This is a genomic window from Bradyrhizobium sp. USDA 10063, assembly GCF_054063735.1.
This window is the reverse complement of the sequence record NZ_JBSSGP010000002.1, coordinates 7,491,593-7,509,486: the sequence shown is the minus strand read 5'-3', so window position 1 is coordinate 7,509,486 and position 17,894 is coordinate 7,491,593. Positions and strand designations below refer to the sequence as shown.

Annotated in this window: 19 protein-coding genes and 1 pseudogene; 10 read left to right on the top strand and 10 right to left on the bottom strand. The window is 61.6% G+C overall.

Annotated elements, in window-relative coordinates:
• Positions 1–107 precede the first annotated feature (107 nt).
• The 5 genes and pseudogenes from ACVJGD_RS37370 to ACVJGD_RS37350 all read right to left on the bottom strand — a co-directional run bounded on the left by ACVJGD_RS37370 (position 108) and on the right by ACVJGD_RS37350 (position 3,702).
• Positions 108–911, bottom strand: coding sequence for a FecR family protein (locus tag ACVJGD_RS37370; protein ID WP_456640496.1), 804 nt, complete (start codon positions 909–911; stop codon positions 108–110).
• An 18-nt stretch (positions 912–929) separates the two neighbouring features.
• Positions 930–1,082, bottom strand: a pseudogene (locus tag ACVJGD_RS37365) (FecR/PupR family sigma factor regulator); the annotation flags it as partial.
• Positions 1,083–1,102: 20 nt separating this feature from the next.
• Positions 1,103–1,708 (bottom strand): RNA polymerase sigma factor, encoded by a 606-nt coding sequence (locus ACVJGD_RS37360; RefSeq protein WP_456638888.1) that lies wholly within the window; start codon positions 1,706–1,708, stop codon positions 1,103–1,105.
• Between the two features lie 298 nt (positions 1,709–2,006).
• Complete coding sequence (locus tag ACVJGD_RS37355; protein WP_456638887.1) at positions 2,007–2,759, bottom strand: secretin and TonB N-terminal domain-containing protein; 753 nt, start codon at positions 2,757–2,759, stop codon at positions 2,007–2,009.
• A gap of 214 nt (positions 2,760–2,973) precedes the next feature.
• Positions 2,974–3,702, bottom strand: a complete 729-nt coding sequence (locus ACVJGD_RS37350) for a GntR family transcriptional regulator (RefSeq protein WP_456638886.1) — start codon at positions 3,700–3,702, stop codon at positions 2,974–2,976.
• 285 nt (positions 3,703–3,987) lie between these two features.
• On the opposite strand from ACVJGD_RS37350, the gene ACVJGD_RS37345 reads away from it, so the two are divergent.
• Genes ACVJGD_RS37345 through ACVJGD_RS37300 form a run of 10 tightly spaced genes read left to right on the top strand, consistent with a single transcriptional unit; the run spans position 3,988 to position 12,840 of the window.
• Complete coding sequence (locus ACVJGD_RS37345) at positions 3,988–4,641, top strand: cysteine hydrolase family protein (protein ID WP_456638885.1); 654 nt, start codon at positions 3,988–3,990, stop codon at positions 4,639–4,641.
• Between the two features lie 21 nt (positions 4,642–4,662).
• Entirely contained in the window at positions 4,663–5,370 is a 708-nt protein-coding gene (locus ACVJGD_RS37340; protein WP_456638884.1) for a fumarylacetoacetate hydrolase family protein, read from the top strand.
• Positions 5,371–5,372: 2 nt separating this feature from the next.
• Complete coding sequence (locus ACVJGD_RS37335; RefSeq protein ID WP_456638883.1) at positions 5,373–6,266, top strand: polysaccharide deacetylase family protein; 894 nt, start codon at positions 5,373–5,375, stop codon at positions 6,264–6,266.
• Entirely contained in the window at positions 6,263–7,123 is an 861-nt protein-coding gene (locus ACVJGD_RS37330) for a branched-chain amino acid ABC transporter permease (RefSeq protein WP_456638882.1), read from the top strand. The genes ACVJGD_RS37335 and ACVJGD_RS37330 overlap by 4 nt, the downstream gene beginning before the upstream one ends.
• Entirely contained in the window at positions 7,123–8,118 is a 996-nt protein-coding gene (locus ACVJGD_RS37325) for a branched-chain amino acid ABC transporter permease (RefSeq protein ID WP_456638881.1), read from the top strand. The genes ACVJGD_RS37330 and ACVJGD_RS37325 overlap by 1 nt, the downstream gene beginning before the upstream one ends.
• 10 nt (positions 8,119–8,128) lie before the next feature.
• Positions 8,129–9,388, top strand: coding sequence for an ABC transporter substrate-binding protein (locus tag ACVJGD_RS37320; RefSeq protein ID WP_456638880.1), 1,260 nt, complete (start codon positions 8,129–8,131; stop codon positions 9,386–9,388).
• A 23-nt stretch (positions 9,389–9,411) separates the two neighbouring features.
• A complete protein-coding gene (locus tag ACVJGD_RS37315) occupies positions 9,412–10,170 on the top strand; it encodes an ABC transporter ATP-binding protein (protein ID WP_456638879.1) in 759 nt (252 codons plus the stop codon).
• Positions 10,163–10,867 carry an ABC transporter ATP-binding protein gene (locus ACVJGD_RS37310; RefSeq protein WP_456638878.1) on the top strand — a complete coding sequence of 235 codons (705 nt, stop codon included), beginning with the start codon at positions 10,163–10,165 and terminating at the stop codon, positions 10,865–10,867. Before ACVJGD_RS37315 ends, ACVJGD_RS37310 begins: the two co-directional genes overlap by 8 nt.
• Positions 10,868–10,910: 43 nt before the next feature.
• On the top strand, positions 10,911–11,909 hold the full coding sequence (locus tag ACVJGD_RS37305) for an amidohydrolase family protein (protein ID WP_456638877.1): 999 nt from the start codon (positions 10,911–10,913) through the stop codon (positions 11,907–11,909).
• 19 nt (positions 11,910–11,928) lie between these two features.
• The gene (locus tag ACVJGD_RS37300; RefSeq protein WP_456638876.1) at positions 11,929–12,840 is read left to right on the top strand and encodes a polysaccharide deacetylase family protein; all 912 of its coding nucleotides are present in this window, start codon (positions 11,929–11,931) and stop codon (positions 12,838–12,840) included.
• Between the two features lie 72 nt (positions 12,841–12,912).
• Here the strand turns inward: ACVJGD_RS37300 and ACVJGD_RS37295 are convergent, their stop codons facing one another.
• From ACVJGD_RS37295 to ACVJGD_RS37275, 5 genes are all read right to left on the bottom strand, one after another.
• The gene (locus tag ACVJGD_RS37295) at positions 12,913–13,890 is read right to left on the bottom strand and encodes a dipeptidase (RefSeq protein ID WP_456638875.1); all 978 of its coding nucleotides are present in this window, start codon (positions 13,888–13,890) and stop codon (positions 12,913–12,915) included.
• Positions 13,891–13,971: 81 nt separating this feature from the next.
• Complete coding sequence (locus ACVJGD_RS37290) at positions 13,972–15,009, bottom strand: ABC transporter ATP-binding protein (RefSeq protein WP_456638874.1); 1,038 nt, start codon at positions 15,007–15,009, stop codon at positions 13,972–13,974.
• An 81-nt stretch (positions 15,010–15,090) separates the two neighbouring features.
• Positions 15,091–15,909: an ABC transporter permease gene (locus tag ACVJGD_RS37285; RefSeq protein WP_456638873.1), complete on the bottom strand. Its 819-nt coding sequence runs from the start codon at positions 15,907–15,909 to the stop codon at positions 15,091–15,093.
• On the bottom strand, positions 15,906–16,820 hold the full coding sequence (locus ACVJGD_RS37280) for an ABC transporter permease (RefSeq protein ID WP_456638872.1): 915 nt from the start codon (positions 16,818–16,820) through the stop codon (positions 15,906–15,908). Before ACVJGD_RS37280 ends, ACVJGD_RS37285 begins: the two co-directional genes overlap by 4 nt.
• 10 nt (positions 16,821–16,830) lie before the next feature.
• The gene (locus ACVJGD_RS37275; protein ID WP_456638871.1) at positions 16,831–17,880 is read right to left on the bottom strand and encodes an ABC transporter substrate-binding protein; all 1,050 of its coding nucleotides are present in this window, start codon (positions 17,878–17,880) and stop codon (positions 16,831–16,833) included.
• Between the last annotated feature and the right edge of the window lie 14 nt (positions 17,881–17,894).

Genomic DNA, 17,894 nt, shown 5'->3' with positions numbered 1-17,894 from the left:
TAAGGACGATTCCTGCCTCCCCGAGAGGAAATGAAATCGATAAAAATTTTCCGCGCGCGAGTGCTCCGGATATTTCGCGTCTGATCGACAGGCTCGGCGCCTTCTCGTCAGGTCAGCAGGACGAAGCCGCCGCCGAGCGACGTGACTTTCGCGCCGAACACTTCCTGGAACTGGGTCAGCACCGCGTCCAGCCGCGCGATCTTGAAGCGCGCCGTGATTCTACGTTGTCCGAGTCCCGCATTCATCAGGACGATCCGGCCGGCGCGATAGCGATTGACCTCCTCAATCACGCGAACCAATGGCTCGTCCTGGAAGACCAGAACCCCATCGCGCCATCCCGCAACGATTTCAGGGTTGACCGCCGTGACCTGACCGAGATCACCAGCGGCATAGGCGACCTGCTCGCGCGGCCGAACGGTTGCCACACGCCCCTGATGGCTAACCTCAATTAGGCCGGTAAGGCATGCCACCCGCACCTCAGGATCATCGCATCTCACGGTGAATGTCGCATTGGCGGCCGTGATCCTGCCTGCGGCCGCCTGCACGATGACCGCTCGCGGCCCGGTCGAAATCGCGGCCTCGCCTGCGATAAGTTCGATACTGTCCGCACCCGTGATCTCACGAATGTTGAGGCTCGTGCGCGTGTTCATATCAATTGAGGTGCGATCGGTCAGCGCGATACTGCGCTGTTCGCCCACGCCGGTGCGGTAGTCCGCTGCGTACTCGCTGAACGAAGGCCACAATTCGAGCGGCGGGCGAACAACCATCATGCCGGCGGCGACGGCCGCCGACGCGGCGAGCGTTCCGCCCAGAAGCACCCGGCGTCCAACCGGTCGGTTCAGGACAGGAATCGGCGAGGCTGTCGTTCGCCCTCTGGAACGGGCCGCGGCGTGCAGCGGCGTCCCGAGCATGGCCCACAATTGACAGGCTTGCACATAAGCCTCGTCATGGCGTGGACTTTGCTCGCGCCACCGTTCGAGCGCTCTCAAATCGGCCTGCGTCGCCTCACCGGTAGCGACATGCACGACCCAATCCTTGGCCTGGCGCCGTAGCGCATCGTCTGGGCCAGATGGATCGTCCATCGTCATCGTAGGTTGTCCATTCATGCCGTGTCATCCCGCTTTGAGCGTGGCGGCACGGGCGGCAAGCATTGTGTTTCATCCTTAGACGACTGAGACGAGCCCGACAGGAAATAATTCGCCTTCTTCTTTTCAAGACAGGCTTCACAATGGTCGAGCGCGCGTCTCAACTCCATCCTGACCATGCGTGTGGTGATACCGAAGCGATCGGCGATGTCCTGCTGCGGCAAGCCATGAAGTCGCGCCGCGATCAGGATTTCGCGAGAGCGTTCCGGCAGGGTTTCGATCGCCTGCTGCAGCGCTTCCAATTGAAGCCGCCCTTCGACCTCACGCGCTGGGTCCGGCGCCGTGTCGGGAATTTCAAGCGCAGCCCGCACTTCTGATCGGCGTGCACGCCTGCTCTCCGCGCGGCGATGATCGGTCGCGATATTGACTGCCATGCGCAGCACATAACCAATGGGACTCTGCATCGCGCCAGCATCATCCTGACGATGGAGCCGCAGCCAGGCCTCATTCAGGCTTTCACTGGCGAGCTCCTCGGAGCCAAGCCGTCGCGCCAGGCGCGCCCTAAGCTCATCATATCGATCGGCAAGCAGATCCCGTAATGCCGCCCAGGTTGTTGTTGCCATTGACCGACCGAATCTCAGGAACGCACTTGGCAAGACCCAATCCGAGGTCGGCCGATATTCGAAACCACCACGGACTCAAGCACCCGGCTTGAAACCGGACGTCTTTCCGTAGAGCACAAGTGAGTTCGGTAACAAGTCAATGTAACAAACAAACTACAACCGACATTGCAGCATCCGCAGCCCAGCCGTCATGATCTCATCTCTTTGTTGGAGCATGATCTCCGCGCAAACGCTTCGCGTTTGTCGCGAGGGAAAACCGGCCTCCACTTTTCCGGATCATGCTCGAAATCCCGCGCCCCTAACGGCCGCCGCATTCAGGACCCTGCAGAGGCGAGCGGGGCTCGATCACCAGCGTGATCGGCTGGGTCAACCCCGGCGGGGGGAGCGCGCGTATCGACAAGCCGCGCAGTTTCTCAATCAGAGCCGAATCACGCCGCCTATCCCCTGTGGAGCTCAGCAAGGAGACGCGTTGAAGCGCGCCGACGGTTGTGATCCAGAGCTGCAGCGCCATTCGATAGTCGCCCGGTCGGGTCTCAGCATTTTGGCAAAGAGCATCGAGAATGCCACCCTGCAACACGCCAAGAAATCGTGCATCCGGCGCGACGGTGGGGAGCTTGGCAAGACGAGGCTCGGGAGTGATCGTAATCGCATCCACATCCGTTCGACGACCAACAAGACCCGTTCCCGCCAGGAGAGCCTGCAATGCTGCTTCTGGCGTGAATTTGCCTTCGATTGCCATTGAGGTTCGGCCCGCCGCAAGAGACGCCTCGTAAAGCACCTGAGTTCCGCTTTTCACAGCGTAAGCGCTCAACGCCGCCGGAAGATCTTGCGAGGGAATGTCAAAAACTATTTCGCGGCTCGCCGGCGCAGGCCCACCCTGGCTCTGGGCGAGCGCGGGGAACGTGCCGCACGCCAGCACTAGCGGCAGAAGAATCCTGGCGAGACCAAGGGCCAACAAGGATCGAGCTAACCTCTTCCACTTGCGTGCATGAGAATCTGTTGCCTGCCCGTGCTCGGTGCATGTTCGGAGGTGGATAGCGTTTGTCGTCATAATTCCCGAGAGCTCGCCGACGAAACAGAGCGCGCTGACAAATAATCACTCATCCGCATGTTGGATTGACGACAGAAAATACTCTCACCTGCGCCGGTCGACGCGGTCACAGCTAATCGCAGCAAGCCCGTGGTCGACAAGATCTTCTGTTCGGTTAGCGCCCGATAATCGATCGAATCAACCTCACGCCAAGAGCAGCGGCGGCAGTGTCTGATCATGATCGCGCCTGCGCGCGATCCAATGATCGCCGCATGGCATCGGGCGAAGAAAGCGAACGCACCAGCGACGACTTCACGCTCGTCACATGGTCGCGCATCAGAACCTCCGCGCGCCATGGCTCTCGCCCGATGATCGCTTCGAAGATGCGATGGTGGTCGTCATGCCGGCGCCGGACATCCTTCTCCTCGAACGCGACGACATTGCGGGGCGACGACACCGGCACCTGTTGACACAGGAAAACCATATCGGTGAGCATACGGGATCCGGCCGCTGCATGAATGGTCTCGTGAAAGCGGGCATTCATGCCGCCATAGGCCGAACGGTGCTCGTCCGAGAACTGCCAGCGCCGCAGCAGCTCGTCGCCGTCGTGCAGCGCTTGCACCATCACCGCCCGATCGTCTTCGCTGAGGCCACGTTCTGCCGTCAGCCTCGCCGCCAGCCCCTCGAGCACCGCGCGCACCTCATAGGCGCTGACGACCTCACCGACGCTGAACTCGCGCATCGTGTAGCCGCGGTTCGGCGTGTAATCGAGCAATCCCTCCGAAGCGAGCTTCTGCAGCGCCGCCCGCACCGGGGTACGCGAGACCCCGAGGCGGTCGGTGAGACGCATCTCATGCAGACGCTCGCCGGCTGAGAATTCGCCGGCGAGCACGGCAGCGCGCAATTTCTCAACGACGGCTTCGTAGCGCGTTGATGATGACTCCTCGGCTTGTTGGCGGCTCATGGCGATCGGGGTTCCAGTCAATTTGTATACAATATCTCTCATCTATTCGGCTCGCTTAGCCAAGCGAAAAAATCGGGCTGAGCAAGAATAGCCAAATTTAGCCAACACTATAGGCACTAAGGCCATGAATTATCCACTGCCTGCCCAATCCATCATCAAAAATGTATACATTTTCTTTGACGGCGCCAGCTTTTGTATTGCACCCTTGCGCCAGGACATGATGGGCGCTCAGCCGTGGCCGATGCGGCGGCACCCGATGGTGTCAATTGCTCCAGGGAGTGCCCTATGAACCTCGGTGTTGACGGACCGAAAGCTGCCGTGATCGCCATCGACCTGCACCGCGGTCATCTCGACATGGACGTCGCGACCATGCCGACATCGCCCGAAGTCGCCAGGCAGGTGATCGCCGCCAACAGAAAGCTGTTCGATTGGTGCCGAAGCGTCGGCATCCCCGTCATCCACCTGCTGACGCAATATCGCGACGTGCCGGAGATCGCCTCAAATCCGTTCTGGCGCACACGCGCGGAGGATCCCAGCGCGACACGCAAGAACGTGCTGCGCCACAATCTGTCGGGCATGCCGGGTGTCGCGATCATCCCGGAGCTTTACGATTCCGAGCGCGACCTCGTCGTCGACACCAAGAAGCGATATGACTGTTTCCTCGGCACCGACCTCGACTTCACGCTGCGCGCCCACGGCATCAACACCCTTCTGATCACCGGCGTGAACACCAATTCCTGCGTGCTGGCGACAACGACCGCAGCCAATGTGCGCGACTACGCCGTGATCGTGGTCAGCGACTGCGTGGAGACAATGGACGGCCCAGCCCTGCACGAGGCCGGACTGCTCTGCATCCGCACCGCCTTCGGCTTCGTCCTCACGACCGATGAGATCCGGAAGCTCGGTGCCTTCGTTCAGCCGAACAAAACCGCAGCCTGAACTCGGTACGGAAATTCTGCCTTGGCCTCCTTCGCTCTCCCGATCCCGACACTCTGTCCCACCACCCTGCCGATCGCCGGTACCGACGATCGCTTTGCGGTGCGACGGATCTATTGCGTCGGACGCAACTACCTCGATCATATCCGCGAGATGAAAGAAGGCGACGAGCGCGATCCGCCGTTCTTTTTCCAGAAGCCATCGGACGCCGTGGTCGAGAACGGCGCGGCGATCCCCTACCCGCCCGACACCGAGGATTTCCAGTTCGAGGTCGAACTGGTGGTCGCACTCGGCGCCGGAGGGCGCAACCTGGCTCCCGCCAACGCGCTCGACAGCGTGTTTGGCTATGCCGTCGGGATCGACCTGACGCGGCGCGACCGGCAGCGCGACATGCGGGCAAAAATGCTGCCCTGGGAGCGCGGCAAAGCCTTCGATGCCTCGGCGCCCTGCGGCCTGATCCGTCGCGCCGCCGAGATCGGCCATCCCGCGCGCGGAGCGATCACGCTGCATGTCGGCTCGACCCAGCGCCAGCGCGGCGACCTGGCCCAGATGATCTGGAATGTGCCCGAAATCATCGCCAATCTCTCGACATCCTATCGGCTTGCCCCCGGCGATCTCATCATGACGGGAACGCCGGCCGGCGTCGGCCCGGTATTCCCCGGCGACCGCATCCGCGGCGCGATCGAGGGTGTCGGCGAGATCCTCATCACCATCGGCCAGCGGGAGAACTGACCATGTTGCCCACCGAGCGGCTCACCTATTCCGCCATCTCCGAACGGCCCAAGCTCACCTTGCCTGGCAAGGCGCGCATGGCCGTATGGGTCATCGTCAATGTCGAGGAATGGGATCCGAAGGAAACCATGCCGCGCACGGTGCTGACGCCGCCTGCAGGCGGCGCTCCGATGCCGGACATCCCGAACTGGGCCTGGCACGAATATGGCAACCGCGTCGGTTTCTGGCGCATGCTTGACGTGCTGGACCGTTACCGGATCAAGGCGGTGCTCGCCATCAACGGCAAGGCAATCGCGAGCTATGAGCCGATCGCGCGCGCAGCGCTCGAACGCGGCTGGGAATTCATCGGTCATGGCTTCGGCCAGAAGAACATGCAGAAGGTGCCCGACGAGCGCGAGGATATTCGCAAGACCAAGGATGCCATCCGCGACTTCACCAAGCGCAACCCGCGCGGCTGGCTCGGCCCTGGCCTCACTGAGACCTGGGAAACGCCTGATATTCTCGTCGAAGAAGGTTTCGAATATGTCTGCGACTGGGTGCTCGACGACCAGCCGGTCGTCCTGAAGACGCGCACCAAGCCAATCGTCAACGTGCCCTATACCCAGGAATGCAACGACGTCGCGATGATGTTGATCCAGCATCACAAGGCATCGGAATATCAGGATCGCGCGATCGATCAGTTCGATCAGATCCATGCGGATTCGCAAGCCGCCGCCCGCGTCATGGCGCTGGTCGTCCATCCCTACATCATGGGCGCGCCGCACCGGCTGAAATATTTCGCCGGCGCATTGGAGCACATTCGCAAGCACGAGGACGTCGTGTTCTGGACCGGCGAACAGATCTACGACTGGTACCTGGAGCAGCGGCCGGGCGCGCTCGGCGGCGGCGCCTCATGACGGGGATCAACCTCTTTCAGATCCTGAACGGTCTCACCTTCGCGGCGCTGCTGTTCATCGTCGCATCCGGCTTCACGCTGATCTTCGGCCTGTTGCGGATCGTCAATCTCGCGCACGGCGCGCTGTATCTGATCGGGGGACTCGCCGGCTATTCGGTAGCGGAGGCAAGCGGCAGTTCCGCGCTCGGCGCGGTCGCGGCCATGGCGCTCGTCGCGCTGCTTGGCGCGGTGCTCGAACGAGGCTTGATGCGGTTCGTGCGCGGCGCCGAACTGCGCCAGGTGCTGCTGACGCTCGGGGTCGCTTTCATTCTCAACGATATCGCGCTGGTGATCTGGGGCGGAGACACCTTCACGGTTCCGGTGCCGCCGATGCTGCAGGGCGCCATGCAGATCGGCGGCGTGTTCTATCCAAAATTCCGGATCTTCGTGCTGGTGCTTGGCGTCATCGTGTTCGCAGCACTGTGGCTGCTGCTCAACCACACCAGGCTGGGCGCGCTGATCCGTGCCGGTGTCGACGACCCTGAAATGGTCGAGGCCAGCGGCATCAACATTCGCCGCGTGTTTCTCGGCACATTCATGCTGGGCACGGCGCTCGCCGGTCTTGGCGGCGTGATCGGCGGCGCATTCCTCACCCTCTATCCGACGGCCGACGCCGAGATCCTGGTGTTCTCGCTCGCGGTCGTCATCATCGGCGGACGCGGAAGCCTGGTCGGCGCCGCCATCGGCGCCCTTCTGGTCGGGCTGCTCAACTCGATTGGGCGGGTGATGTTTCCCGAACTCGCCTATTTCGTGATCTTTGGCCCGATGGCGCTGCTGCTCGCGTTCCGGCCACTCGGCCTGTTTGGAAAGGCTGCGTGATGGCGACACCGATCAGCCAAGTCGCCCCAAGCTACGAGGAGCGCATGCGTCCTTCGCGCATGGCAGCCTGGATCACCATCATTGCGATTGCGCTGATCGCGCTGCCTTTGGTGCTGCCGGGCTATCAGGTTTCACTCGCGACACAGATCCTGATCTTCAGCGTGCTCGCGATGTCGATCGACGTGCTTGCGGGCTATGCCGGACGCACCACGCTCGGCCATGGCGCCATATTCGGCGCCTCGACCTATGTCGTGGTCTATTGGACGGCGGTGATGGGAGGCGGAATCTGGATCGGCATTGCCCTCGGCATCCTTTGCGCCACCCTGCTTGCCGCCATCTTCGCGCTGCTCGCGATCCGCACCTCCGGCGTCTATTTCCTCCTGCTGACGCTCGCGCTCGGCATGATCGTGTGGGGGCTTTGTCTGCGCTGGACCAGCGTCACCGGCGGCGAGAATGGGTTGCGCGGCATCGGCCGACCGGAGTTCATTGCCGATCATGTCAGCTTCTATTATGCGGTGCTGGTGGTCGTCGCTCCCGTGACCTTGGCGATGTGGCGCTTCGTGCATTCGCCGTTCGGCCTCACTTTGCGTGGCATCCGCGATTCCGAGAGCCGGATGCGCAGCCTCGGCTACAATGTGCCGCTGCACCTCTTCATTGCCTTTGTTGCCTCGGGCTTCTTCGCTGGCGTAGCGGGCGCGCTCTATGCGCTCTTCAACAATTTCGTCAGCCCGTCGACGGTTCAACTCTCGCAATCCGTCGCCGCGCTTCTGATGGCAATCACCGGCGGTGTCGGCACGCTGCTCGGCTCCTTTGTCGGCGCAACGCTCATCATCTCGCTCGAGAACGTCGTCAGCGCCTTCACAGCGCGCTGGCCGACCGTGCTCGGGGTGACTTTCGTGCTGATCATGATCTTCGCGCCGGAGGGTGTCGTCGGCCGTGTTCGTATCCTGCTCTCACGTCGACGCAAGCGTCAGTCATCCAGATCATTGAATTGAGGAGAAATCGATGGACCGCAGACAATTTCTGAAGACCACCGCCCTGACGCTGGCAGCCGGCGCCGGCACGCTCGCCGCGCCGCATATCGTGCGGGCGCAGGCCGCGCCGATCCGCATCGGGCTGATGGCGCCGCAGACCGGCGTCGTCGCCGCCGGTGGCCGTGAGATCGTCGACGGCTTCACCTTGTTCTGGGAAAACGCCGGCAATCGGGTTGGTGACCGCGGCGTCGAGCTGATCGTCGAGGACGACGCGTCGAACCCCGACACCGCCCTGCAGAAAGCACGTCGCCTGGTCGAACAGGCGAAGGTCGACTTCCTGTTTGGCAACCTGCTCGCCAACACCGGGCTTGCGGTGGCGAACTACGTCAAGGGCAACGGCACCCCCTATTTCATTCCGGTGATCGCCGCTGATGATCTGACGCAGCGTTCCCGCATCAATAACGTCATCCGCGCCGGCGGCTACTCGGCGAGCCAGTTCTCTCGTCCCCTCGCCGACTGGGCGCTGAAGCAGGGCTACAAGAAGATCGCCACGATCTCGCAGGACTATACGTTCGGCCACGAGCAATGCGGCGGCTTCGCGCAAACCTTCACGGAAGGTGGCGGCGGCATCGTCGGCCAGTTCTGGCATCCGCTCAACACCTCGGACTTCAGCCCGTATCTTGGCCAGATCTCGGGCCTCAAGCCGGACGCGGTGTTTGCAATGGAAACCGGCGCGGATTCGAGCCGCTTGATCCAGCAATACGCGAGTTTCGGCCTCAAGGGCCAGATCCCGATGCTCGGCGCGCAGAACGCCACCGACCAATCGGTGATCCGCACGCTCGGTCCGGAATGCGAGGGCATCGTGACCTCGGCGCATTTCGCCGAAGGCGCCGACCTGCCGGCCACACAGGCCTTCGTGAAGACCTACTCCGGCAAGTTCGGCAAGATCCCCTCACTCTACGCCTTCTCGCATTACGTCGGCGCGATGTGGGTCGCAAAGGCGATCAACAGCATCGGCGGCAAGGTCGAGGACCGCAAGCTGTTCCTGGAGACCGTGCTGAAGACCGACCTGCCGGACAGCCCGCTCGGCAAGCCAGTCCGCTTCGACGATTACGGCAATCCGATCTATGACGTGTTCATCCGCAAAGTCGTCAAGAACAAGGACGGCAAGTTTTGGAACGTCCCGATCGAGACCTATCCTCAGGTCTCGCAGTTCTGGAAATACGATCCGCAGACGTACCTGAAGCAGCCGCCCTACTCGCGCGACTTCCAGGGCATCAAGAAGGCTTGATTGATCTCTTCGGCGAGGGCGCGTTGTCCGACTCTATCCTCCAACTCGATCATGTCGGCGTCCGATTCGATGCGTTGCGGGCGGTCGACGACGTGTCCCTCGACGTCAAGCACGGCGAACGGCGCGCGATCATCGGTCCGAACGGCGCCGGCAAAACCACTTTGTTCAATGCCATCACCGGCGTCGTGCCGCCGAGTTCCGGCCGCGTGACGTTCGAAGGGCGCGACATCACGCATGCCCCGCCGCATCGGCGCGCGGCTTGGGGCATCAGCCGCACCTTCCAGATCACCAATCTGTTTCCGAGCCTGACCGTGCGGCAGAACATGGAGCTTGCGATTCGCGGGCTCACGCCGCGCAAGTTCTCCTTCTTCGGCCCGCCCGCCGCCACCGACGATGAACGCGCGCAGGCAGATGGCGCGCTCACCATCTCACGACTGGCATCGCGCGCGGATTCCTCGGTCAACGAATTGTCCTACGGCGAGCAGCGTCAGCTCGAGATCGCGATGGCGCTCGCGCCCAATCCTCGGCTGCTGCTGCTCGACGAGCCGGCCGCTGGACTCTCGCCCGCCGAGCGCGTCATCGTCGCCAACATCATCCGCGCACTACCCAAGGACATCACCATCGTCTTGATCGAGCACGATATGGACCTCGTGCTCTCGCTGGTCGACTGGGTCACCTGCCTCAACAACGGACAATTCCTTGCCGAGGGTACGCCGGCCGATATCAGGAACAATGCGGATATCCAGAACGTCTATCTCGGCAGGGCACGCCATCATGCTTGAGATCAACGACCTCCACAGCTTCTACGGCGACGCTCATGTGGTTCAGGGTGCATCGCTGACCGTCCGCGACCGCGAGGTCGTGGCCCTGCTCGGCCGCAACGGCATGGGCAAGACCAGCCTGATCCGCTCGATCATGGGCCTTGCACTGCCGCAGGTGCGCGGCGGCCGTGTGTCCTGGAAGGGCGAGGCGCTGGTCGGCCTGAAGTCGCACGAGATCGCCAGGCGCAAGATCGCACTGGTGCCGCAGGGGCGGCGGCTGTTTCCGTCGCTCACCGTCACCGAACACCTGACGCTGTTGAAGTCGGCGCGCGCAACGGAAGGCTGGACGGTCGAGCGTGTGTTCGAACTGTTTCCGCGGCTGGCCGAACGCCGCCAGCATCGCGGCAACCAGCTTTCCGGCGGCGAGCGGCAGATGCTGGCCGTCGGCCGCGCGCTGATGATCGATCCCGAATTGATCCTGATGGACGAGCCGTCGGAAGGCCTTGCACCGGTCATGGTGCAGCATCTCGAAGATATCATCGTCAAGCTCAGGGAACAGGGGCTTGCAATCCTGCTTGTCGAGCAGAACCTGTACAGCGCGCTCGCGGTCGCCGACCGCGTCTATGTGCTGGAGACCGGCAAGGTGGTGTTCGAGGCACCAGCCGCCGCGCTCGCCGATGACCCCACCTCCATGACACGCTTCCTCGGCGTTCACTGAGAACGCTCGCGCGCCAACAGCTAATGCGGATCGAACCCACTCCATGGCTGAACCAAAGATCGATATTCACAGTCACGTCATTCCAGTTCGCATCGTCTCCGCGATCGCGAGGGATCCGAAGCGGTTCCAGGCCCGCATCGACGGCGACGGTGCCGCGCGCAAGGTCGTCCACGACCAGGGTTACGTCTATCCGCTGTTCGCGGAATTCCACCAGGCCGAGGCCAAGCTCGAATCGATGGATCGCAAGAACATCGACATCTCCGTGATCTCGCCGGCGCCGCCGATGTTCTATTACTGGGCCGACGCCAACCTGGCGCTGGATGTCGCGACGCTGGTCAATGACGGAATCGCCGACATGGTAGCCGCGAAGCCCTCCCGCCTGCGCGGCATGGCGAGCGTTCCGATGCAACATCCGGATGCCGCGGTCGCCGAACTCGAGCGCGTGGTCAAGCAATACGGCTTCAAGGCGGTCGAGATCGGCACCTCGATCGAGGGCGAGCAGCTTGCGGCGGAGCGGTTCCGGCCGCTGTTGCGCCGCGCCTCAGAGCTGAACGTCTTCGTGTTCGCCCATCCCTATTATGTCGGCGCGAAGAGCGGACTGGAGAGCTACTACCTCACCAACCTGATCGGCAATCCGCTCGACACCACGGTGATGCTGGCAAACCTGATGTTCTCCGGCACGCTCGACGAACTGCCGGAGTTGAAGATCGTGCTGGCGCATGGCGGCGGCTTTACGCCATACCAGATCGGACGGCTCGTGCACGGCCACAAGGTGCGGAGCGAAACTCAGGCCAAGTCGAGATCGTCGCCGAAGGAGCTGTTGAAGCGGATCTATTTCGACAGCCTCGTGTTCGAACCGCAGGCGCTGCGCTATTTGATCGACCTCGTCGGCGCCGATCACATCTGCATTGGTTCCGATTCGCCCTTCGACATGGCCGACGAGAATCCGGCAGCGACCATCGATGCCGTGCCCCGTCTCACGCTGCGCGAGCGTCAATGCCTTTGCTGCGGCACCGCGTTGCAACTGCTTTGCGAAGCCTGAGCCTCCACAGGAGCACGACATGACCGACACTATCGGCAGCAGCGTCCGGAGCCGCATTCCCTACACACCCATCCACAAGCGTCCGGCCTTGCGGCTGCCCGGCGATGCGCGCGTCGCGGTGTGGACCATCGTCAATGTCGAGAACTGGAGCCCGGACGGCGCGATGCCGCGGGCCGTGCTTCCGCCGCCGATGGGACAACCGCTGCTGCCCGACATTCCGAACTGGGCCTGGCATGAATACGGCATGCGGGTCGGGTTCTGGCGTTTCGTCGAAGCGCTCGAGAGTCGCAATTTGAAAGCCACCTTCGCCGTGAACGGCAGCGTCTGCGAACTCTATCCCGACGCCTGCGAGGCTGCGCGCGACGCAGGCTGGGACTTCATGGGCCACGGCTTCGTACAACGGCCGATGCACAGGGTTGACGACCAGAAGGCGGCGATCGCGCTGACGATCGAGGCGATCACCCGCTTCACCGGCAAGCCGCCGCGCGGCTGGGAGAGCCCCGGCCTCACCGAGACCGACGAGACGCTGGACCTGCTCGCCGAAGCGGGCATCGAATATGTCGCCGACTGGGTGCTGGACGAGCAGCCCGTGACGCTGAAGACCCGCGCCGGCGAGATCGTCTCCGTTCCCTATACAGTGGAGATCAACGACGTCGTGATCAGCGCCGTGCAGCAGCAGCCGTCGGACGAGATCTTCCGCCGGGGACGCGATCAGTTCGACCGGCTCTATGTCGATGGTGCAAAGACGCCGCGGGTGATGGCGATCTCCATTCATCCCTACCTGACCGGCGTGCCACACCGGATCAAATATCTGGAGATGCTGTACGACTACATCCTGGGACACCCGGGCGTCGTGATGTGGACCGGTGCGGAAATCCTGGACTGGTACCGCAGCCAGATAACTACACAGCCTCCGGGATGCGGCCAATGAATCTGTTCCACACAGATGTCCGAATACTGCGCCACAAAGCCTGTCCAGGACGATCTACATACGCCCGACGACCTAAGCACCCCACACTTCGCGCAAGACCGATAGCCAGTTCTTTCCGATCACGCCCTCGATCCTGTTCGAGTTCCAGCCCCGTTTCTCCATGGCGGCAGCGAGATTTGGCCAATCGCCAATGGTGCGCATGCCTTCGGGATTGATCACGTTCCCGAAGTCCGTGAGTTTGCGTCCGTATCCCTTGTCGTGCGTAATCCAATCGAAGAAGGGCTGGCCGTAGCCCTGGGTAAAGTCGGTTCCGATGCCGACGTTTCGCTCGCCGCAGATATCGATCACGTATTCGATGGCCTCGACATAATCGTCCACCGATGCTTCCGCGCCGCGTTTGAGGAAGGGAGGAAACATCGTAACGCCGACGAACCCGCCGCGATCGGCGATGAACTTCAGTTGCTCGTCGCTCTTGTTACGCGGATGGGGCTTGAGCCCGGCGGGCAGGCAGTGCGAATAGGTCACCGGCTTCGTGGAAGCAAGGATCACGTCCGTGCTCGTTTGAGGACCGACATGCGAGAGGTCGCAGAGGATGCCAAGTCGATTCATTTCTGCAACCACCTCGCGTCCGAAATCCGACAGCCCGCCATCGTTGCTTTCGTAGCAACCGGTACCCACGAGGTTCTGAGTATTGTAGGCCATCTGGATAATGCCGACACCGAGCTCCTTGAAGAGGCCGAGATAGCCGATCTGATCCTCGATCCCGGTGATATTCTGCCATCCGAGGATGATCCCCGTCTTGCCTTCCCTCTTCGCAGCCAGGATGTCTTGGGTTGTATAGACCTGCTTGATCAGATCACCATGTTCGTGGAACCAGCGCTTCCAGCGCACCACGTTCCGCATGGTCTCGGTGAACCCCTCCCAAACGCAGCACGTGCAATTGGCGGCCGTAAGACCGCCCTTTCGCATATCTTCGAATATGTCTCGGCCGAAATTGGAGATGATCAGACCGTCAATGACGATCGACTGCTCGTGCAGTTGCGACGACATGTTTCTGTTCTCCTGACGCAAATCGATGTTCGAACGTTCGGCGGCGAGAATGCGGACGCCGCCGCTGCCAAGCGATGGTCGTTAGGGCTCACCCTTCAGGTCTGCTTCCGTGCCCGGGTCGGCGTCGAAGAGAAAGCACCACTCCGGAGGAACTGTGAGCCTGACGGCCTGTCCCGGGTGTATCGCCTCCAGCACGTCTCGATTGGCCTGCTGGACCAGAAGGCGCTGCTCGCCGGAGATCCTGACTTGATACTCGGTGAAAGGTCCGAGATAGCTGATGAGCTCGACTACGCCGTCGATCTCGTTCGCACCGCCGTGCACCGTTGCCGCTGATACCGGGCCGACGGCAATCTTGATCTTCTCGGGTCTCACCCCGAGCAGCGTCGCCCGCCCGATTTTGGGCGCAACCTTGAGGGAAATTCCCGCATCGGTCGCGAACCTATCCCCAGCCAGCGTTCCCTTGAAGAAATTTGTCTTGCCGATGAAATCGGCGACGAAGGGCGTGGCCGGGCGTTCGTAGAGATCGGCGGGGCTTCCGATCTGCTCGATGGCACCACCGTTCATCACCACAAGCCGATCGGCCAGGCTGAGCGCTTCCTCCTGATCGTGTGTGACGAACACGGTCGTCAGCCCAAGCGATTGCTGCAATTGTCTTATCTGCAACCGAACGTCGTGTCGCAGCTTCGCATCGAGAGCCGACAGCGGTTCGTCCAGCAACAGCACGTGCGGATTGATGACCAGTGCACGAGCCAATGCGACCCGCTGTTGCTGCCCTCCCGACAATTGTCGCGGCATGCGTTCTGCGAAACGGCCGAGTTGCACCAGATCCAGCACCTTGGCGACGCGCTCCCGGATCTCGCCTTTGGCAACACGGCGCATCTCCAGTCCGTAGGCAATATTCTGATGGACGTTCATATGGGGAAACAAGGCAAAGCCCTGAAAGACCATTCCCGTGTTGCGCTTGTTGGGTGGAAGATCGGTCACATCCTGATTGCCGAAAAAGATCCGGCCGGCACTGGCCTCGACAAAACCCGCAATCATCCGAAGGGTCGTGGTCTTTCCACACCCGCTTGGCCCGAGGAGCGCGAGGAATTCTCCGTTCGCGATATCGAGCGACATTTCCCTCACGGCGACGAAGGAGTCGTATTGTTTCACCACGTTCTTGAGGGTGACCTTGGACACCGTTAGCCCTTCTGTTCTTCAGAATGTTCGGCCGAGACGAACGTATCGGTCGGAAATGATGAGCGCGATCGCGATGATGAGGACCTGGATCGTCGCAACCGCCATGATTGTCGGATCCGTTCTGTATTCCAGATAGTTGAGCATGGCGATCGGCAGCGTGATGCGACCAGGCCCAACCAGCAGGAGCGACTTCTCGAGATCGCCGAACGAAGCGATGAATCCGAACAGGACGCCGGCCGTGATACCCGGACGTATCAGCGGAAGAGTTACGCGGAAGAAAGTCGTAAGCCGCGTGGCGCCTAGACTAAGCGATGCTTCCTCGATCGCCGGATCGAGCCCGGCGAGGGACGCCACGAGCAGCCGCAACACCCACGGTATCGCGATCAGAGCGTGGGCTAACGTCAGGCCGTAGACGGTGGAGGCGAATTGGACGTCGCTCCAGATCTGGAGTTCAACATAAAAGAGGTAGATCGCGCTGCCGGCAACGATGGCCGGGATCATTAGCGGCGACATCAGGACGGTGTTGATGAACTCCCGTCCCCGGAACTTGTATCTGCCGATCGCGAGCGCCGCGGGAACGCCCAGGCATAGCGCGAGCACCGACGCGCTGACCGCGACCTGAAAGCTCAGGAAGAATCCGCTCCTGAAGGCGTCGAGGCTCCAGGCCTGAACGAACCAGGTTCCCGTGTATCCCTCGGGAGGAAACGAAAGGATCTTGTTGCTGAAGAACGCGACCCATATCGTTGTCGCCAGCGGAACGAGCACGAACAGTATGATGGCCCATACGAAGGTCAGATAGGCCCACCTGAGCGGGCTTGCCTTGCGGATGCTCGTCATCGAACGGCACCTACCCGTGCCGTCCGATTGAACATGACGGCGGAGACCACGGTGAGCACCATGGTCAGCGAGATCAGCATGAACGCGAGCGCCGAAGCGAACGGCCAGTTCATGGCCGCCGATATCTGCTTGTAGATGGTCGGCGCCATCATGTAGAATTTGGGCCCGCCAATGAGGATCGGCGTCGCATAGGCATTCATCGACAGGATGAAGCAGAGCACGCAGCCAGCGAAGATACCCGGCATCAGAAGAGGAAGGACGATCCGGCGAAACGTTGTCAGCGCCGAAGCCCCCAGATTGAGCGAAGCCTCCTCCAGCGATACGTCGATGTTGTGCATGACGCTGTTGAGCGTCACGATCATGAATGGCAACAGCACCGACGTCAGACCCGTGATCACCGCGCCGGACGTGTAGAGCAGTTGCAGCGTTCCGCCGCCTGGATCGACTTTTTGCAGCAGGAAGTTCATCAGGCCCTTGTTATCGAGGATGATGATCCATCCGGCGGTCCTCGCCACGTTACCCATGAACAGCGGCAAGACGATTGCGATGATCAGATACCGCTTCAGTATGGCCGAAGTCGTCCTCGCCATGAAATACGCGACGGCCAGTCCGCCGATCAGGCACAGCAAGGTGGTGACCGCCGAGACCCAGAGGGTCGTCCACAACACCTGACGGTAGAATTCATCCTTGAAGAACCGCACGTAGTTATCCAGCGTGAACGCCTGGATGTACATCTGCGCCGCGTCGTACTGGTAGAAGCTCAGCCGCAGCATCATAAGAAGCGGGAGCATCAGCAGTAGCGAGACGAAGACGAAGGCCGGGCCTGACAACGCGTACGGAGCAGCCCATCGGCCGCGTTTCGCGACGGCAAGCATGCCGGTGGTATCTCGCGCAGCTACTAGCGTGGTCATCTAGGCGCGTTCAGCTCTTGAACTCTTTGTTCCACCAGTCGAGCAGTTCATTACGGTTCTTCAGCCAGAATGCATGAGGCCGGTTGTGAATCTCCTTCTTCTCTTGCTCGGTGAATTCGATCTGCTTGGCGGCAGCTTCAGGCAGCACCGACTTGATGTTCGACGGCGAATAGAATGACTTCTGGACCAGAGCCGTCAGCCCGTCCGGGTCGAGCAGCGCATTACAGTAGAATTTCGCGGCCTGAGGGTTTGGGCCCTTCTTCGGCATCACCAGGCCGAAGATGATGCCGATGCCGCCTTCCGCGGGATAGGCCGAGACCACATCGACGCCCTCCGAGGCAAATTGCAGGATTCGCGCCTTGTACTCGGGCGCGACGAGGATCTCTTCGTTCTTGAGCGCCTGCTCGATCTGCAGATGGTTCGGATAGATGCGCGGACTGGCCGCCTTCTTCCATTCCATCATGCTGGCTTTCACGGCCTCGATATTGATGTTGTCGAGGGACTTTCCGAGCTTGAGCGCCGTGGACTCGATGTGGTGAAACCAGTGGGCGTCGCTTAAGCCGACGATGCCCTTGTACTTGGGGTCCCAGAGATCGCCAAAGCTCTTGGGAGCTTCCTTCAGTTTCTTGGGATTGTAGCCGATGATCCAGGCGCTGTATTGCCAAGGGACGAACGTAGGCGTTCGCAGGATGGGCGGGGTATCCTTCAGTCGCGGGACGGCCTGCTCGTCGATCGCGTCAAGCGCTTCCAGCGAAGCCAGTTCGAACGCGGTCGCGTCGTCCATATGCGCGACATCCATCGGCGCGCGCGGCAGCCTGCGGCTTGCAATGATCTTTGTTCTGCGCTGGTCGAACCCGTCAAGGTCGCGGACGACGGTGTAACCGGCCTTCTCGACGATGGGCGCTTCGAAGAACTGGACCGTGCGGTCGTTCCAGTCGCCGCCCCAATTGGCGACGATGATTTGGCCACCTTCGGCGCGGACCCCGCCCGCGCTGGACATGAGCGCCATCGCACTCGTCGCACCCGCAAGAAACCCGCGCCTGTTGATCAGATAGCTCATGCGTCCCTCCGTGG

What these genes read in the sequence shown, in the direction of transcription:
- ACVJGD_RS37370 (WP_456640496.1), bottom strand. Translation starts at nt 911, where the DNA reads ATGCTCGGGACGCCGCTGCACGCCGCGGCCCGTTCCAGAGGGCGAACG.
- ACVJGD_RS37360 (WP_456638888.1), bottom strand. Translation starts at nt 1,708, where the DNA reads ATGGCAACAACAACCTGGGCGGCATTACGGGATCTGCTTGCCGATCGA.
- ACVJGD_RS37355 (WP_456638887.1), bottom strand. Translation starts at nt 2,759, where the DNA reads ATGACGACAAACGCTATCCACCTCCGAACATGCACCGAGCACGGGCAG.
- ACVJGD_RS37350 (WP_456638886.1), bottom strand. Translation starts at nt 3,702, where the DNA reads ATGAGCCGCCAACAAGCCGAGGAGTCATCATCAACGCGCTACGAAGCC.
- ACVJGD_RS37345 (WP_456638885.1), top strand. Translation starts at nt 3,988, where the DNA reads ATGAACCTCGGTGTTGACGGACCGAAAGCTGCCGTGATCGCCATCGAC.
- ACVJGD_RS37335 (WP_456638883.1), top strand. Translation starts at nt 5,373, where the DNA reads ATGTTGCCCACCGAGCGGCTCACCTATTCCGCCATCTCCGAACGGCCC.
- ACVJGD_RS37330 (WP_456638882.1), top strand. Translation starts at nt 6,263, where the DNA reads ATGACGGGGATCAACCTCTTTCAGATCCTGAACGGTCTCACCTTCGCG.
- ACVJGD_RS37325 (WP_456638881.1), top strand. Translation starts at nt 7,123, where the DNA reads ATGGCGACACCGATCAGCCAAGTCGCCCCAAGCTACGAGGAGCGCATG.
- ACVJGD_RS37320 (WP_456638880.1), top strand. Translation starts at nt 8,129, where the DNA reads ATGGACCGCAGACAATTTCTGAAGACCACCGCCCTGACGCTGGCAGCC.
- ACVJGD_RS37310 (WP_456638878.1), top strand. Translation starts at nt 10,163, where the DNA reads ATGCTTGAGATCAACGACCTCCACAGCTTCTACGGCGACGCTCATGTG.
- ACVJGD_RS37305 (WP_456638877.1), top strand. Translation starts at nt 10,911, where the DNA reads ATGGCTGAACCAAAGATCGATATTCACAGTCACGTCATTCCAGTTCGC.
- ACVJGD_RS37300 (WP_456638876.1), top strand. Translation starts at nt 11,929, where the DNA reads ATGACCGACACTATCGGCAGCAGCGTCCGGAGCCGCATTCCCTACACA.
- ACVJGD_RS37295 (WP_456638875.1), bottom strand. Translation starts at nt 13,890, where the DNA reads ATGTCGTCGCAACTGCACGAGCAGTCGATCGTCATTGACGGTCTGATC.
- ACVJGD_RS37290 (WP_456638874.1), bottom strand. Translation starts at nt 15,009, where the DNA reads ATGTCGCTCGATATCGCGAACGGAGAATTCCTCGCGCTCCTCGGGCCA.
- ACVJGD_RS37285 (WP_456638873.1), bottom strand. Translation starts at nt 15,909, where the DNA reads ATGACGAGCATCCGCAAGGCAAGCCCGCTCAGGTGGGCCTATCTGACC.
- ACVJGD_RS37280 (WP_456638872.1), bottom strand. Translation starts at nt 16,820, where the DNA reads ATGACCACGCTAGTAGCTGCGCGAGATACCACCGGCATGCTTGCCGTC.
- ACVJGD_RS37275 (WP_456638871.1), bottom strand. Translation starts at nt 17,880, where the DNA reads ATGAGCTATCTGATCAACAGGCGCGGGTTTCTTGCGGGTGCGACGAGT.